General features: G+C 64.3%; 15 protein-coding genes and 1 tRNA gene. 9 read left to right on the forward strand and 7 right to left on the reverse strand.

Annotated elements, in window-relative coordinates:
• Nucleotides 1-27: 27 nt before the first annotated feature.
• Nucleotides 28-162 carry a 50S ribosomal protein L34 gene (gene rpmH, locus TSA1_RS02510; RefSeq protein ID WP_008542748.1) on the reverse strand — a complete coding sequence of 45 codons (135 nt, stop codon included), beginning with the start codon at nucleotides 160-162 and terminating at the stop codon, nucleotides 28-30.
• Nucleotides 163-523: 361 nt separating this feature from the next.
• Between rpmH and TSA1_RS02515 the strand changes: the two genes are divergently transcribed.
• From TSA1_RS02515 to TSA1_RS02535, 5 genes are all read left to right on the forward strand, one after another.
• Nucleotides 524-2,023 (forward strand): sensor histidine kinase, encoded by a 1,500-nt coding sequence (locus TSA1_RS02515; RefSeq protein ID WP_100174957.1) that lies wholly within the window; start codon nucleotides 524-526, stop codon nucleotides 2,021-2,023.
• Between the two features lie 271 nt (nucleotides 2,024-2,294).
• A tRNA-Arg gene (locus tag TSA1_RS02520) sits at nucleotides 2,295-2,371 on the forward strand.
• A gap of 84 nt (nucleotides 2,372-2,455) precedes the next feature.
• On the forward strand, nucleotides 2,456-2,812 hold the full coding sequence (gene queD / locus TSA1_RS02525; RefSeq protein WP_100174958.1) for a 6-carboxytetrahydropterin synthase QueD: 357 nt from the start codon (nucleotides 2,456-2,458) through the stop codon (nucleotides 2,810-2,812).
• Nucleotides 2,813-2,879: 67 nt separating this feature from the next.
• Nucleotides 2,880-3,692, forward strand: coding sequence for a restriction endonuclease (locus tag TSA1_RS02530; RefSeq protein WP_161497179.1), 813 nt, complete (start codon nucleotides 2,880-2,882; stop codon nucleotides 3,690-3,692).
• Between the two features lie 106 nt (nucleotides 3,693-3,798).
• Nucleotides 3,799-4,701: a hypothetical protein gene (locus tag TSA1_RS02535; protein WP_100174960.1), complete on the forward strand. Its 903-nt coding sequence runs from the start codon at nucleotides 3,799-3,801 to the stop codon at nucleotides 4,699-4,701.
• Nucleotides 4,702-4,716: 15 nt separating this feature from the next.
• On the opposite strand, the gene TSA1_RS02540 is transcribed toward TSA1_RS02535, so the two are convergent.
• On the reverse strand, nucleotides 4,717-5,493 hold the full coding sequence (locus TSA1_RS02540) for an IclR family transcriptional regulator (RefSeq protein WP_100174961.1): 777 nt from the start codon (nucleotides 5,491-5,493) through the stop codon (nucleotides 4,717-4,719).
• 184 nt (nucleotides 5,494-5,677) lie between these two features.
• On the opposite strand from TSA1_RS02540, the gene TSA1_RS02545 reads away from it, so the two are divergent.
• The 3 genes from TSA1_RS02545 to TSA1_RS02555 are packed head-to-tail and all read left to right on the forward strand — an operon-like array spanning nucleotide 5,678 to nucleotide 9,608.
• Nucleotides 5,678-6,469, forward strand: a complete 792-nt coding sequence (locus tag TSA1_RS02545; protein ID WP_100174962.1) for an enoyl-CoA hydratase/isomerase family protein — start codon at nucleotides 5,678-5,680, stop codon at nucleotides 6,467-6,469.
• 3 nt (nucleotides 6,470-6,472) lie between these two features.
• Nucleotides 6,473-8,560: an acetate--CoA ligase family protein gene (locus TSA1_RS02550; RefSeq protein WP_100174963.1), complete on the forward strand. Its 2,088-nt coding sequence runs from the start codon at nucleotides 6,473-6,475 to the stop codon at nucleotides 8,558-8,560.
• A 22-nt stretch (nucleotides 8,561-8,582) separates the two neighbouring features.
• Nucleotides 8,583-9,608 (forward strand): tripartite tricarboxylate transporter substrate binding protein, encoded by a 1,026-nt coding sequence (locus TSA1_RS02555; RefSeq protein ID WP_100180931.1) that lies wholly within the window; start codon nucleotides 8,583-8,585, stop codon nucleotides 9,606-9,608.
• 50 nt (nucleotides 9,609-9,658) lie between these two features.
• On the opposite strand, the gene TSA1_RS02560 is transcribed toward TSA1_RS02555, so the two are convergent.
• The 5 genes from TSA1_RS02560 to TSA1_RS02580 all read right to left on the reverse strand — a co-directional run bounded on the left by TSA1_RS02560 (nucleotide 9,659) and on the right by TSA1_RS02580 (nucleotide 12,491).
• Nucleotides 9,659-10,450 (reverse strand): phytanoyl-CoA dioxygenase family protein, encoded by a 792-nt coding sequence (locus tag TSA1_RS02560; RefSeq protein WP_100174964.1) that lies wholly within the window; start codon nucleotides 10,448-10,450, stop codon nucleotides 9,659-9,661.
• A 237-nt stretch (nucleotides 10,451-10,687) separates the two neighbouring features.
• Nucleotides 10,688-11,065, reverse strand: a complete 378-nt coding sequence (locus TSA1_RS02565) for a BA14K family protein (RefSeq protein ID WP_100180932.1) — start codon at nucleotides 11,063-11,065, stop codon at nucleotides 10,688-10,690.
• A 165-nt stretch (nucleotides 11,066-11,230) separates the two neighbouring features.
• Nucleotides 11,231-11,494: a hypothetical protein gene (locus TSA1_RS02570; RefSeq protein ID WP_100174965.1), complete on the reverse strand. Its 264-nt coding sequence runs from the start codon at nucleotides 11,492-11,494 to the stop codon at nucleotides 11,231-11,233.
• Nucleotides 11,495-11,603: 109 nt separating this feature from the next.
• Nucleotides 11,604-12,017: a nucleoside diphosphate kinase regulator gene (gene rnk / locus TSA1_RS02575; protein ID WP_100174966.1), complete on the reverse strand. Its 414-nt coding sequence runs from the start codon at nucleotides 12,015-12,017 to the stop codon at nucleotides 11,604-11,606.
• 9 nt (nucleotides 12,018-12,026) lie between these two features.
• Entirely contained in the window at nucleotides 12,027-12,491 is a 465-nt protein-coding gene (locus tag TSA1_RS02580; protein WP_245448083.1) for a GreA/GreB family elongation factor, read from the reverse strand.
• Between the two features lie 466 nt (nucleotides 12,492-12,957).
• Between TSA1_RS02580 and TSA1_RS02585 the strand changes: the two genes are divergently transcribed.
• On the forward strand, nucleotides 12,958-13,623 hold the full coding sequence (locus TSA1_RS02585) for a class I SAM-dependent methyltransferase (protein ID WP_100174968.1): 666 nt from the start codon (nucleotides 12,958-12,960) through the stop codon (nucleotides 13,621-13,623).
• Nucleotides 13,624-13,629 lie beyond the last annotated feature (6 nt).

A 13,629-nucleotide genomic window follows, 5' to 3' on the forward strand; every position in this document is an offset into this window, starting at 1 on the left:
ATGATATCCCGGAAAAGAGGGTCCGGCTCAGGCGCTCAGACGCTTGCGGCCGCGGGCGCGGCGGGCGGCGAGAACCTTGCGGCCGCCGGCAGTGGCGAGACGGGCACGGAAACCGTGACGGCGCTTGCGCACCAGTTTGCTGGGTTGATAAGTCCGCTTCACGGGTTTTTCTCCGCTGACCGGGCAATTTGCCTGTAGAATTGATGGTAAAGCCCGGAAGATGCGGCCCCAAACGGGCCTTTTTCGGCCCCAAGAGAGCCGCTCCCGGCGTTCACACCGGGTCATCGCGGACAATTTGCGCGGCTTATAAGGTAGCGCCTTGTTTTCGTCAACGCCGCACAAGCGTACGTTTCCGGTGAATATCGCTGTTTGCGCGGGGTTTTTAACCCTTGAGGTGGCGACTCGCGATATCAGCGCTTACATCCCACCTCGGCAGATTAGCGATCCGTAATTTGACCGGACCGGGGTCGGGCCGCATCTTCCTACCGCCAATCCTTCACACGCCGCAGCGAGGGCGAATTTCGTGGCAGCGACAGACCTCCAGCCGATCCAGGATCAGGATCAGCCGGACCAGCCGGCGGTGCGCCCCCGCGGGACGCGCGGGCTCGGGCTGTCGGGCAAGCTGCTGCTGCTGACCGTTCCCCTGGTGATGATCGCGGCCAGCCTGCTCTATGTGCCCGCCATCGCCAACTTCTGGGTCAACCGCCTGAACGACCGCGTCGCGGCGGCCAACACGGCCGCGCTGGTGCTGGACGCGGCGCCGCTCGGCATGGTTCCCGATTCGCTGTCGCGGCAGATCCTGAAAAGCATCAATGCCCGCGCCGTCGCCATCAAGATGGGCCAGCAGCGCCGCCTGCTCGCCAGCGACAACATTCCGGCTGCCATCGGGCACGACATCGACCTCCGCGACATGACGGCCTGGGAGGCGATCACCGGCTCGTTCCGGATGATGCTGGAGACCGGCAACCAGGCCATCCGGATCGTCGGGCCCGGGGTCGGCAATGCCCAGTTCATCGAGATCGTCACCGACGAGCTGCCGCTGCGGCAGCAGATGTATCGCTTCTCCCGCAATGTCGTGGTGGTCGCGCTCATCATCGGTGTCCTGACCGCGGGCCTGGTCTATCTCGCGCTCCATTATCTCTTCGTGCGGCCGATGCGGCGGCTGACCGCGAGCCTGGTCGGCTTTCACGAGAACCCCGAGAGCTCGGCGGGAATCATCGTGCCGAGCCAGCGCAGCGACGAGATCGGGGTCGCCGAGCGCGAATTGTCGGACATGCAGCGCGATCTGATGTCGATGCTGCATCAGAAGAGCCGGCTCGCCGCCCTCGGCCTCGCGGTGTCCAAGATCAACCACGATCTGCGCAATCTGCTGGCTTCGGCCCAGCTGCTGTCGGATCAGCTCGCCAGCGTGCCGGATCCGCGGGTGCAGCGCTTTGCGCCCAAGCTCGTGCGTTCGCTCGAGCGCGCCATTGCCTTCTGCCAATCGACGCTGTCCTACGGCCGCGCCCAGGAGGCCGCGCCCGACCGCCGCATGATCCTGATCGAGCCTGTCGTGCTGGAGGTGCGTGAGACCGCAGGTCTTGCCTCCGACGCTTCGATCGCCTGGGTCGCCGCGATCGAACGCGGGCTCGCCATCGATGCCGATCCCGATCAGCTGTTCCGCGTGCTGCTCAATCTCGTGCGCAACGCCGCCCAGGCGCTGGAGAGCCATGCCTCGGGCGACGGTGGCCCGCAGCAGATCCGGATCACCGGAAAGCGCGAAGGCGCCGTGGCGATCATCGAGGTCTCCGACACCGGTCCCGGCGTGCCCCAGAAGACCAGGGACCATCTGTTCGAGGCGTTCCAGACCTCCGGCCGCCCCGGCGGCAGCGGTCTCGGCCTTGCCATCGCCGCCGAGCTGGTCCGCGCCCATGGCGGCGACATCCATCTGGTCGAAGGCACCATCGGCGCCACCTTCCGCATCGTCATTCCCGACCGCCCGGTGGAGTTGCTCTCCATCCGCAACGAGCGGCAGCGGGCGTAGTCGGCCAGCGGCCGACAGTCTCTCGTCATTCCGGGACGGCCCAAGGGGCCGGGCCCGGAATCCATAACCCCGGCTGTTGGTTACGGATTCCGGCCTCGTGACTTCGTCGCGCCCCGGAATGACGGCCAGTAAGGTGGAAATACGCGAAAATCTCCCCATCCCGGACCTTGCCAATCCCGGCAAGAGCGGTTAGTCAGAGCGCTCTTTCGCACCCCTCCGGCGCTGTCCGGAGGCTGCCTGCGGGCTTAGGCCCGCACTGTTCGCGAAAAACGCGCCCGTAGCTCAGCTGGATAGAGCATCAGACTACGAATCTGAGGGTCGGACGTTCGAATCGTTCCGGGCGCGCCATTCTTCGCCGAAAGGTCAGGACCAAGCAGCATCTGGTCGCCAGACGGGCCCGAGACCGGATGGCTACGCCGTGTGAGGAGCTGGATGAGGATATCGCAGGCGTTCAAGTTCGAGGCGGCGCATCGGCTGCCGAACGTGCCCGAGACCCACCGATGCCGCCGGCTGCATGGTCATTCCTATCGGGTCGAGGTCCAATTGGACGGGCCGGTCGATCCGCACACCGGCTTCGTCGCCGATTTCTTCGACATCGAAAACAGCTTCGCCGACATCATGGGCGCGCTGGACCACCACTGCCTGAACGAGGTCCAAGGCCTCGAGAACCCGACCGCCGAGAACATCGCGGTCTGGATCTGGGACCGGCTGAAGCTGAGCCTTCCGCAGCTGTGGTCCGTCCGGGTCTATGAAACCGCGGATTGCTGGGCCGAATATAACGGGCAGTGACGGACGTTCGAAACGTTCCCGGCGCGCCCGGCTTTTTCAGATATGTATACTGCCTGCAAGCCGCCTCATGGTGATCGAGATGGGAACGCACTTAGCTGTCTATTCGGAGAAGAATCGAAGCTTTCTGCCGGTGGTGACGAAACTCCCGTTAAAGCCCGAGGGCGTAAGGCGAGTCTTGGGTAGCCCTCTCCGTTATTGCTTGGGCGCAGAGTTCCTCTATCTTCCTGAGCACGTAGATCAGGCAGGTGAACTAAAGCTCTGCTGGGCACGTATTGGCGCGACTGCGATTCCTCACGTCAAGATGACACGCTCGCTCCACGAGATTGGAGAGTATGACCTCCAATCCCTTGAGAAGCTCGATGATGTGAGGACTGGCGATCGATACATCAAACGCCAAAAGGAGAAAAATGGCAGATTCGTGCCAGTGGATGAATTTTGCTCTCAATCTTTGATTGACGGTATCGCGCGAAACCCGGACGTCCTCGGTTCTGTATCCCGCGCGGACTTTGAGAATCTGTGCGCGGAATTATTTGTAAGGCGGGGATTCAAAGTAGACCTATTTCGACCGTCGAAAGATGGCGGCATCGATTTCCTGGCGGTCCAGGACGAAAAGACTGATCCGCTGATTTTTGCCGTACAATGCAAGCAGCCCGATATCCGGGAAGGCAAGGCACGCCATTCGGTAGGACGTCCAATCATTCAACAAATTTATGGCGCGGCTAAAGCTTGGGACCTGTCGGGTGGAATTGTTGTTTCGGGCTCGACCTACAGCGCTGAAGCAAAGAGATTTAGTGAAATAAAGCCTGCTGAAATGCAGCTTTATTCCGGAGCCGACGTCCTAGACTGGATATTGCAATACCGGTGGAACTTGGATGAGTGATTCCGGTGGCCCGTTTGGGCGCCCTCGGCAGTCTCTTTCGGCAGATGCGTTTGTATGGTGTTCATCCTCGTTCCGGGTGCGCTATTTTGCGGTATTAGGTCGTCCCATGCGCATGATCGATCGCCTGCTCTCCTGCCTCGTTCTTTTCCTTGCAATCGCAGCCGCGCCGGCATTTCCCGCGCGCGCGGCTGAAACCTGCCCGTTCATCAGCGCCAAGGAACTCGCCGCCGCGATGCCGGCGTTGAAATGGTCGCTGATCTCAAATCAGGACGGCCGCGGCTGCATCTACCAGGCCGGGCGCGGCGACACGATGATGCTCTCCGTGTTCCGCAATCCCGACAAGGACCGCGCCAGGGAATTGTACGCGACCTTCGTCAAGACGCTCAGTGAGCGCATGCCGCTGAGCCCGGTGTCCGGCATCGGTGAGGAGGGCCAGGGCGGGACGACCGCTGCCGGCGCGGAGCGCCAGGAGGCTTCGGTCGTCGCCTTGTCAGGCGACTACATTCTGCAGATCAGCGTCTATCCGATCGGCCGCCGCGCCGATGACGCGCTGCTCGGGCCGATCACCGAAGCTGCGCGTACTGCCATCGCCAATGTGAGCCGGAGCAGCGAGCGGTTCGGCACTTGCGAGTGGCTTACGGCCGCGGATGCCGACGGCTTTCTCGACGCGGGCACGCTGACAGTGCAGCGGACCGGCGCGGGCAGCTGCATGATGTTCGATCGCGAGGCCAACACCATGACCGTCGCGGTGATCGCCACCTCGCGCGACACCGCCGCCGGCATGATGAAGCGTGCAGGCCCCTGCAAGCACGTGGCGATCCCCGAGCTCGGCAGCGAAGCCTTCGGCGAGCATTCCTGCACCAAGGGCAACGGCAACGCCGTCACCATCTATGTCTGGAAGAACGGCAGGCAGGCCTCGATCCTGTTCGCGCCGGTCAAGCCGCATCCGGAGTCCGGCTCGGTCGAGCGCCTGAAGGCCGTCGCTGCGGGGGTCTATGGAAAGCTGTGACGGGGCTGATCGACGTCACCGTCCCGCCAGCACTTCCTTGCATTTCGCCGCGAAGGCGGTGAGGTACGCGCCGAGCTCGTTCGTCAGCGCATCGGAGCGCTCGACATTCTGCAGGCTCATGTTGAGCGCGTAGACCGGGAGGCCCTCCAGCACGATGGGCGTCGCGACGGCGAGAACGGCGGGCTGCCATGACACCGCGCAATAGCCGTCGCGCTCGAGGGCGCTGATCGATCTCCTGACGTCCGTGAGCAGCGCCTTGGTCGCCGCCGCGGTGCGCCGCTTGAACTGCTTCAGCAATTGCTCGCGCTCGGCTTCTGCGATGCCGGCGAGGTAGGCGCGGCCCAGCGACGTCAACTCCATCGGCACCTGCTGGCCGGCGACGACGTTGCGCAGCGCCGCGCGCGGGCTGTAGCGGATCGACTCCAGATACACCATCATGGTTCGATCCGCGGTGGCCAACCCGACGTTGAGCCGGCGCTTCGCCGATTCCGCCCGCATCATCGGTCCGATCGCGTTGAGCACGGGTGATCCCGTTCGCATCGCGTGACCGATGCTGATGACGGAGGCGGCAAGGCGGTAGGTCCGCTGGTTCCGGACTTCGTCGAGCATCCCGGAATTGACCAGCGTTCGCGTCAGCCGGCTGACCGTCGAGCGCGGCAAGCCTGTTCGTTCGGCGATCTCGCCATTGCCGAGCGTGTCGACGCCGGGCCGGAACGCCCGGAGGATCTCGATGCCGCGTTCGAGCGACCGGTTGCCGTCAACTCCGCCCGCATATCTGCGCGCCTGCGCCATGTCCCAGCTCCGCCGCCGTTTCCACTGAGTGGAATTAGGGGGATGTCGCGGCCCGTGCAAGCCGCTACAGGCATGAGGAAGAAGAATGCCCGGCCGCGCTGGCTCGACGAGGAAACGGCACGGCCCGAATCGACATCCGCAATGCGCCGCAGTGATCGATCCGACCCCACCTGAGGAGCCCGCCATGTCCTATCAGCTCATCGAATTCTCGCTCGAGGCCGGCGTCGCGACGATCGCCTTCAACCGCCCGGAGCGGCGCAACGCCATGAGTGACGAGATGCGTGCCGAGTTCGTCGGCGCGCTCGAAACCGTGGCGCGCGACAAGGCGATCAGGGCGTTGGTGCTGACCGGGCGCGGCAACGCCTTCTGCGCCGGCGGCGACATCAGCGGCATGAAGCGCCGGCTCGAGGCGCCGCAGGGCGAGGTCGCCTTCAACGGATGGAGCCGTCAGCAGGGGGTGCATCACGTGCAGTCGCTTCTGCTGGGCCTGCCGAAGCCGACCATTGCCGCCGTCAACGGCGCCGCAGCCGGACTCGGTGCGGATACCGCGCTGGCCTGCGACTTCGTGATGGCAACGGAGCGGTCGAAATTCACCTGGTCCTACATCAAGCGCGGTCTGATCCCCGACGGCGGCGGGCTGTATTTCCTGCCGCGCCGGGTCGGGCTTGCGAGAGCCAAGGAGTTGATCTTCACCGGACGCGTCGTCGAGGCGGACGAGGCGCTCGCGCTCGGCATCGTCGACCGCAAGGTGGCGGCGGCCGAGCTGCTGCCGGCCGCGCAGGCCTGGGCGACCGAATTGGCGGAGGGGTCTCCCACCGCGCTCGCGCTGAGCAAGAAGATCCTGAACGAGACCTTCGAGCATTCCGCGCACGACATCTTCAGCCTCGGCAGCCAGGCGCAGGCCATCTGCTACACCAGCACCGAGCATCGCGACGCCGTGACGGCGTTCCTCGCGCAATCCGCATCGAAGGGCTGAGCAATGGACGCGATCGAACGCCTGATCCGGCCGCGCAGCGTCGCAATCATCGGCGCGTCCGCAGACCCGAGCAAGACGTCGGGCCGCCCGGTGTCCTATCTGAGGAAGCATGGCTTTGCGGGTGCGATCTATCCCGTCAATCCGAAGGTCGCGGAGATCGATGGTCTCACCTGTTACCCCGATGTCGCCTCGCTGCCTGATGTGCCCGACGTCGGCATCGTCCTGCTCGGCGCCGAGCGTGCCCATGTCGCGGTGCGCGAATTGTCCGAGCGCGGTGCCGCCGCAGCGATCGTTCTGGCCAGCGGCTTCACCGAAACGGGCGCGGAAGGCGCCGCGCGCCAGCAGCAGCTCATGCAAGCGGCCGGCGCGATGCGGATTCTCGGGCCGAACACGATCGGCCTCGTCAATCTCACCGACAATATCGTGCTGTCGGCGTCGGGCGCGCTGGCGATGGATCACTTCGTGGCTGGGTCCATCGGGTTGATCTCGCAAAGCGGAGGCATTCTGGGCGCCTTGCTGTCGCGCGCTGCGGCGCGCGGGGTGGGGCTGTCCAAGCTGGTGTCGACCAGCAACGAAGCCGATCTCGAGCTCGCCGATTTCATCGACAGTCTCGCCGGCGACAGCGCGACCAAGGTGATTGCGCTTTATATCGAGGCGATCCGCAATCCGGCTCGGTTTCGCGAGGCGGTCCTGAAGGCGCGCCGCGCCGGCAAGCCCGTTGTCGCCTTCAAGATCGGTCGCTCGGAGGCGGGCGCACAGGCGGCCGTCTCGCACACCGGCGCGCTGGCCGGCTCGGACCGCATGTATGATGCCTTGTTCAGGCAGCTCGGGGTGATCCGCGCCAGGACGTTCGAGGATCTGCTCGACATTCCCGCGGCCCTTGCCGCGGGACGGAAGCTTGCCGGCCGGCGTGTTGCGATCCTCACCTCCACCGGCGGCGCCGGCACGATCGTATCAGACAGTCTCGGCGTCGCCGGCTTCGTGACGCCCGCACCCGATGCGGAGACGGCCGCGCAATTGCGCAGCCTGCAGTCGGGATCGCATGCCAATCTCGATCGCAATCCGATCGACGTGACCCTGGCCGGCCTGCAGCCGGACCTGCTTCGCGGCGCGATCCGCATTCTGCTCGCAAGTCCGTCCTACGACGCGCTGGTCGTCATTGCCGGCTCGTCGGCCGTGGGATCGCCGGGCCTGATGGCCGATGCCATCCACGACTGCCTGCCGCTCAGCGACAAGCCGGTCATTGCCTATGTCAGTCCGCACGCGCCCGAGGTGGTGTCCGTCCTCACCCGGCGCGGCGTTCCCGCCTACACCTCGGCCGAGAGCTGCACTGCCGCGCTCGACGGGCTGTTGCGGGCGGGAATGCCGGAGCAGGTCCAGACATCCGGCCTGTCCCGGACGAGCGCCGACATCAGCGACATCCCGACAGGTTCGCTCGATGAGGCACAGGCCAAGGCGCTGTTCGCCCGCTTTGGCATTCCCGTCGCGGCAGAGAGAGTGGTCGCAACGTCTGACGACGCAGAACAGGCGGCGCGCGACCTCGGCGGCCGGGTCGTGCTCAAGATTCTCTCGCGCGAGATCGCGCACAAGAGCGATGTCGGCGGCGTCGCGGTCAACCTGACGACTGATACGATCGGCGAACGCCTGACGGCGATGGCCGATGAGGTCGAGACCAGAACCGGGACGCGACCCCGCCAATTCCTGGTTCAGGAGATGATCTCGGGCGGCGTCGAAATCATTCTCGGAATGCATCGCGATTCCCTGGGCACAGCGATCCTGCTCGGCATGGGCGGTGTCGCGGCCGAGCTGTTCAAGGACACCACGATGCGCCTGCTTCCGCCGAGCGGCGGCCTCGATCTCTCCGAGGCGAAAGCGATGGCGCGCGATCTCGTCACCTGGCCGTTGCTCGACGGCTTTCGGGGCCGGCCGAAATACGACGTCGACGCGCTGGCAAATGCAGTCGTCGCTTTCTCGCACATGGTCGCGCAGCTCGGCGATCGTCTCGCGGAGGCGGAGATCAATCCGGTGTTCGTGCTGCCGGCGGGCCAGGGCGTGAAGGCGGCGGACGGATTGGTGGTTCTCAATGTCTGAACAGGATCGGATGGAGCTTCTCATGGCCAGTGGCGAAATCGTCAATCATGATCGCGGGTGCAAAAAGGATGTCGCCGTGCGGAGCTGGCGAGGCCTCGCCGTCCTCGCCTGCGCGGTCGTCGCGGGGCTTGGACTGACGCCGGCGCGCGCGGAATATCCCGACAAGATCGTCAAGATCGTGGTGCCCTTCGCCGCCGGCGGCGGTACCGACATCATCGCGCGAACCACGGCGCAGGAAATCCAGACGGAGCTCGGCAAGTCCGTCATCATCGAGAACAAGCCGGGCGCCGGGACCATCATCGGGACCCAGACGGTGGCGACCAGCGAGCCCGACGGCTATTCGCTGCTGATGGCGACCTTCGCGCATGCGGTCAATCCGAGCCTGTACAACAAGCTGCCGTTCGATCCGCACAAGGATTTCGCGGCGGTCTCGCTGATCGCGCGGTCCTTCAACATCGTCGTCGTCAACCCCGCGTCCAAGATCAACTCGATCGCGGATCTGATCGCGGAGGCCAAGGTCAATCCCGGCAAGCTCAATTTCGGCACGTTCGGCACCGGCACCTCGGCGCATCTCGCCGGCGAGCTGTTCAATGCGATGGCGAAGGTCAGGATGACGGCGGTGCCCTACAAGGGCGCGGCGCCTGCGATCAGCGATCTCCTGGGCGGACAGATCGACGTGATGTTCACGACCGTCGCGAGCGCGGCCTCGCTGGTGGCGGCAGGCCAGCTCCGGGCGCTGGCCGTGACATCGGCCGAGCGCTCGGCCGCGTTCCCGCAATTGCCGACTGTCGCCGAGGCCGGCGTGCCCGGCTATGCAGCCGAGTCCTGGTACGGCTTGTATGCGCCGGCCAAGACGCCGGCTCCGGTGATCGCGCGCCTCAACCAGGCGATCGCGAAGGCGGTTCAGTCCGGTGCCTTCAAGAAGCTGGAGGCGAACGAAGGCCTCATCATGGTCGGCAGCGCGCCGGAACAGCTCGATCGCTATGTCGCCCAGGAGGAGGAGCGCTGGCGCAAGCTGATCAAGGACGCGAACATCGAGGTGCAGTAGCTTGGCGGTCCGAGCTCCGGGACTGCCAAGCGGTCCCGGAGACCGCCGACTTACACGACCAAGCCGCAGGCCCGCCGGATCGCGATCTGAACCGGCGAGGGCGGCAGTGCCGGATCGAACTCGCCCTTCGGCAGCAGCGGAGGCTGTGCCATGAAGCGCGGCCGTTTCCCGCGGTGGGGTTGCGCGGCGTGAACCAGAAACGGGTGGCACAGATACACGCTGCCTGCCGCGCCGGTCGCCAGTTCGACTTCGCAATCCTTCGTCGACGCCCAGTCCTCGGCACCGAGTTGCCGGAGCGTTGCTCCTGCCTCGCCATACGGCAGCAGCTCCCGCGCGATAATTGCATGCGATCCTGTCCGGATCCGCGTGGGAGCATCATCGGCGCAGACATCCGAGAACAGGAAGAGCATCAGGAGCGCACGCCCGCTGCTCTTCACATTGACGCGCCATTCCATGAAGTCGGCATGAGCGGTGCCAAAGCTCATGTCCACATGCCAGCCGTCGTCGCCCGGCGATTGCGATGACGGAAAGCGGATGGGAAAGGTGCCAAGGCCCGTTGGCGCAAGCCAGCGCCCTTCGCCGGCGAGCTGGTCGTAGGCCCTGTGCAGAAGCGGCGTATTCGCGGCTTCAATGAAAGGGGGCGTGGCTTTGGATCCGACCCGGACAACGGGGCGGCTCCAATCTTCGGCTTTGTCCGGCGACAGGCCGATATCCGCCCACAGCTCGTCCCTGCATTGCTTGGCAAGGTCGGCGCTGAAGGCATTCGGCAGCTTGACGAAACCGTCGTCGATGAAGGTCTGGACATGACTGGGCGTCAGGCCAGCCTGTTCGGTCTTGGGCATTGCACATCTCTCCGTTCGGCTACCGCATCGCGCGAAGCCGTTTGATCTGAGTGGCGCAGGAGCGCGGAACGACGTTCTGTCGTTCAGATCAGCGGGAAGAATGTGGAGATGAACATCATGGCGGGAACGTATAGCGCGGCGGAGCGCGGAATCAAGGCACGCTGGCCGATTCGCGGGTATGTCGCGCGTCGGCAGCCTCTCGCGAAGCGAGAAGGCTGCCGCAGCTTCACACGTGCGTCACGGACAGGGGTGACGGAGACCATCGTGGCCCAGATAGGTCCCCGAGCCGGGATCATAGGAGCGGTAACGCTGCGCGCAGTAGGAGGCGGCATTGGCTTGAGCTTGGCTGTTGGCGATTGCGCCGCCGATGATCGCACCAGCCGCGAGACCGCCAAGCACGGCTGCGCCGGTACCGTAATGGCCATGCCGATGCCCGTAATAGCCGTGTCCATATCGAGGTCCATGTCCGTGCCAATGCCGATACTGCACCTGCTGCACGCTCTGGTCGGACGAGGGATTTGCGATCGGCAGAGGCGCCGCCAGCGCCGGTGATGCAGCCGTCGAGAACATTGCTCCAGCGGCAGCCAATGCGACGAAAGTTCTACGCATTGTCATGTCGGACTCCATGTTGTTGAGGATGGGAGAGCAACGGCCGGTTGCCCGCTCCGTTCCTGCCACGCGGGGGAAGCGTCAGAGCGTCGCAGAAAATGAATTGTTCGTAAGGATGCGCGGTCAGGACTGCCTGCGGCTCGGGAGCCGCCGCTCCAATCGGCCTCGCACCTATCTGTCCTCGCCGTCCCGCCGGCGAAAGGGATCAGCAACGTCATCATGGCCGCTGCGGCTGCTGAAGAACATCAGGGCCATCAGCCCGCAGCCGATCAGCAGGGAGAAGAAGGCTCCGAGGCCGAGCGCGATCCAGCCGTGCTTGCCCATCTCGACGCCGCTGCTGGTCTGCCAGACCGAAAATCCCCAGACACCCGTGAGGATCAACAGAGCTCCGAGAGCAACCAGAAGGGCGATCTGACCGGCACTGATGTTCTTCATGGCCGTTCCCGTCGCGAGTCAATTGCGAAGAACGAGGCGGCGTTCCTGATGTCGGTCGCCACCTCCAGGCCACTCTTCTGAGCCCGTGTGTCGGAACACGTCTGCTCCCTCATTCGGAAACGGCGAGAACGGTCAGGCTCCTGACGCGCTTGTCCGGCGTCTCGAATTCGATCCGCTGTCCCACCGAAAGGCCGATCAGAGCCGCCCCGACAGGCGTCAGGATCGAGATCCTGTTGAGCTCGATGTTTGCCTCGTGCGGATAGACCAAGACGATCTGCCGACTCGCGCCCGTCCCGTCATCGCGATACGTCACCTTGGAGCCCATCCGGACCACATCGTGCAAATCGTTCCCTGCGGTGACCGTCGCGCGTTCCAGTTCGCGCGCCAGAAACTGGGCGACACGGGGAAACAGATCCATGGTCGAATTCGCCAGCGAGCTGAGACGCCTGGAATCGTCTTCCGCGATCCTGATCGGTGGCAACGCGGACTGTTCCCGCCGCATCTCGGTTTTGAAATTGTGCATTTGATTCTCCTATGCTGCACTTGGTCCGGGATCGTCGTCGAGCGGTCTGCTGCGCCGACTTGGCCGGACAAGAGGAACGACGTTCGGGCTCGATCGGGTGACGTTCTCAACCCTGACGACGTTCAGGCAACCGGCGACCAGATACGGCATCTGATCGCCGACCCGCAGGCCGATCAAAGCCGCTCCCAAAGGCGTCAGGATCGAAATGCGGGCGGGATCCGACCAGCATTCCTCGGGCCAGACCAGTTGCACGATGCGGCGCGGAACGCCCCAATTCGTGCAGAACGTGACCCATGATCCCACCGTCACCCGGGAAGGCAGATCGTCCCACGTGTCCGGCACGATCTCGGCGCGGTTGATTTCACCCAGGAGGAAGATCCCGTCCAAATCGCCTCTGTGCGCGGCGCGGCGGGCAAGTTGTTCAAGTCGTGGATAGTCGGATGCGTTGAGCGCGATTTTCGGAAGAGACAGCACGGCACACTCCATCTGCTTCGAGACGGCCTCGCAAGGCGAGGTGACGAAAAGCTGGAAAAGAGCCCGGACGGCGCAAGCACCGTCCGGCTAACCGCCTGCTTGGAGGCGGCCGGCGTGAAGACTGAAACGCGCAGTGCGCGCGTCTATGTCGACGACATATGCCATGACACGCTGAATATAGTGCCCCGTTCCGCTGGAAGCATTGCGGCGAAACCGCACAGCTGCGAGCGATGGGATGTCTGCAACAAACCGCAGCTTCGGCGGCGAAACGAAATTCAGATTCCAAGGCTCAACTGCCGGCAGCGGAATCCACGCCCGCAACGGACTGCGCCGTTGCGGATGTCCGCATCATTGATCTGAAACAATGATGATCCCGACCACCAATGCTAGAAGGATTCGCAAGTCGCGACTCACGGCTCCCGGCCGGTCGCGTCAATCGCAACGCGCGCTGGAATCCGAGGGCTGAATGGGACGACTCCTGAATATCGTGACGCCGCTGCATACGGCGACCAAGCGCGACTACATGGGGCGCATGAATGACGACAAGATCGGCTGCTCGCTGAAGGCGCGGGAATACGAGGCCGATTATTGGGATGGCGACCGCCGCTTCGGCTATGGCGGCTACCGCTTCATCGAGGGGCGCTGGGCGCCGGTCGCCAAGGCGCTGATCGAGACCTATGGCCTGAAAGACGGCTCCAGCGTGCTCGACGTCGGCTGCGGCAAGGGCTTCCTGCTGTACGAGATGCAGAAGATCCTGCCGGGCCTGAAGGTCACCGGCTTCGATATCTCCAAGCACGGTCTCGCCAATTCGCATGAGCAGGTGCGGCCGTATCTGTTCAACTACCGCGCCCAGGACATCTACCCCTATGGCGACAAAAGCTTCGACCTCGTGATCTCGCTCGGCACCTTGCACAATCTCCGGCTCTACGAGCTCGAGGCGGCGCTCAAGGAGATCGAGCGGGTCGGCAAGAACAAATACGTCATGGTCGAGGGCTATCGGAACGTTGCCGAGCTGCACAACCTCGAATGCTGGGCGCTGACGGCGGAGTCCATCCTGCACACCTCGGAATGGATCTGGCTGTACGGCAAGCTCGGTTACACCGGCGATTACGAATTCATCTATTTCGAGTGATCGGGC

The organism is Bradyrhizobium nitroreducens (genome assembly GCF_002776695.1).
Taxonomy (GTDB): Bacteria; Pseudomonadota; Alphaproteobacteria; order Rhizobiales; family Xanthobacteraceae; genus Bradyrhizobium; species Bradyrhizobium nitroreducens.